The sequence below is a fragment of the Sphingomonas sp. CCH9-E2 genome (assembly GCF_001557215.1).
Lineage (GTDB): Bacteria > Pseudomonadota > Alphaproteobacteria > Sphingomonadales > Sphingomonadaceae > Sphingomonas.
The window spans coordinates 1-1,913 of record NZ_LSJM01000159.1 but is presented as its reverse complement, the minus strand read 5'-3'; the positions used below and the strand labels follow the sequence as shown (position 1 = coordinate 1,913).

General features: G+C 67.5%; 2 protein-coding genes and 1 pseudogene. All 3 read left to right on the top strand.

Features of this window, described 5'->3' with window-relative positions:
* Positions 1 to 645 (top strand): annotated as a pseudogene (locus AX681_RS08450) (hypothetical protein); the annotation flags it as partial.
* A 60-nt stretch (positions 646 to 705) separates the two neighbouring features.
* Positions 706 to 921, top strand: a complete 216-nt coding sequence (locus tag AX681_RS08445; protein WP_066658548.1) for a hypothetical protein — start codon at positions 706 to 708, stop codon at positions 919 to 921.
* Positions 922 to 956: 35 nt separating this feature from the next.
* A partial coding sequence (locus AX681_RS08440; protein ID WP_066682049.1) for an MFS transporter occupies positions 957 to 1,913 on the top strand: 957 nt, incomplete at its 3' end.

The following is a 1,913-nucleotide window of genomic DNA, read 5'->3' as shown; positions in this document are numbered from 1 at the left end:
CGGTTCGACAAGGGCATCGCGCAGAAGGGCACGACGGCGGACCGGAAGTTTCTGTTCGCCGATGCGGCGCTGAACGGGCGCAGCTTTCGTTTCGGCCTCGACACCGGGATGCCTAGCGTGATGCGCATCTATCGCAAGACCGCCGAGGCGGCGGGGCTGTGGAATGCGCCGCGCTGGAGCCCGGCGGCGCCACAGGGGAAGACGCGGATGGTTCGGGTGGAGCGACTGGAGCTGGCGGGGGCGACGGTCGAAGGCGTGGTGATCCAGATGCGCGACGATCCCGATTGGGACATCTTCGACGCGGGGATCATCGGGCTGCCGATCCTGCGCCTGTTCAATATCGCGACCAGCAACCGCGACGGCGCGCTGTTCCTGACCCGCAATCGGCAGGCACCGCAGCCGGCGCGCTACAACCGCGCAGGGCTGTGGGTCGATCGCGCGGGAAGCGGGATGGTGGCGGGCGTGGTCGGCGCGGGCAGTCCGGCCGAGAAGGCGGGGATCAAGGCGGGCGACCGGCTGTCGGGCATGAGTTTCGAGGCGCTGATCAGGCAGACTTCAGGGCCGGTGGGCACGGTGCTGGCGTTGACCGTCGGGCAGGGCGGGGCGGCGCGGCAGGTGTCGCTGGTGCTGGAGGATTATCTCTAACCGCGCGAGCTTCGCACGCGACGCGTTGCGCAGCGCCCCTGCTTGAGGCAGGGAGGATGCATGCTGGAGAAACTGAAGCGCAGGTTCGACAAACGCAGGCTGGTGCTGATCGCGGCGCTGGCCGGGGTGGCGCTGTATGTCGGGTGGCGGACGAACGGGTTCGAGGGGCAACAGTCCGAGCAGAAGCCGTGCGTCGAGGGGCGCAACGAGATCAAGGACAAGGACGGCAAGGTGGTGCAGGTGACGCGCACCACATGCTACGAAGATAAGAAGTAAGCGGCGCCGGGGGGCGTCGATTAGGGGAGAGATCGATGGACGCTGAGCGGACGCGGCGGCGGCGCGCCTTGTGGGCGAGCTTTGTCGGCACGGGAATCGAGTTCTACGATTTCTATATCTACGCGACCGCCGCGGCCCTGGTGTTCGGGCAGATTTTCTTTCCCACAAGCGATGCCGGAGTTCAGCAGATGCTGAGCTTTGCCACGCTAGGCGTTGCGTTCTTTGCGCGGCCGCTGGGGGCGGCGGTGTTCGGCCATTATGGCGACCGGATCGGGCGCAAGGCGACGTTGGTCGCGTCGCTGCTGACCATGGGGATGTCGACGACCCTGGTGGCGTTCCTGCCGACTTATGAGATGGCGGGGTGGATCGCGCCATTTGCGCTGTGCGTGCTGCGGTTCGGACAGGGTTTTGGCCTTGGCGGCGAATGGGGCGGCGCGGCGTTGCTGGCGGTCGAGAATGCACCGCCGGGATGGCGTGCGCGGTTCGGCAGCGCGCCGCAGATGGGCGCGCCGGCGGGGTTTATTGCCGCCAACGGGCTGTTCCTGCTGCTGCTCAGCTGGATGACGCCAGCTGAGTTTGCCGCATGGGGATGGCGCATTCCGTTTGCACTGTCGGCGGCGTTGGTGCTGGTCGGGCTGTGGGTGCGGTTGAAGCTGGGCGAGACGCCGGAGTTCCAGAAGTGCCTCGCTGAAGCCCCGCCGGCGAAGGTGCCGCTGGGCGAAGTGGTCGGGCGGCATGGCGCGGTGCTGATCGGCGGGACGCTGGGCGCGGTGTGCTGTTTCGCGACTTACTATATCGCGACGGCGTTCCTCCTCGGCTGGGGGACCAAGACTTTGGGCTATGACAAGCCCGCGTTCCTGAGCGTGCAGCTGGTCGCGATCCTGTTCATGGCGGCGGGCATCTATCTGGCGGCATGGGCGGCGGATGCGCGCTGGGATCCGCGCCGGGTGCTGGCCGGGGGATGCGTGATGGTGGCGGGCAGCGGGTTCGTG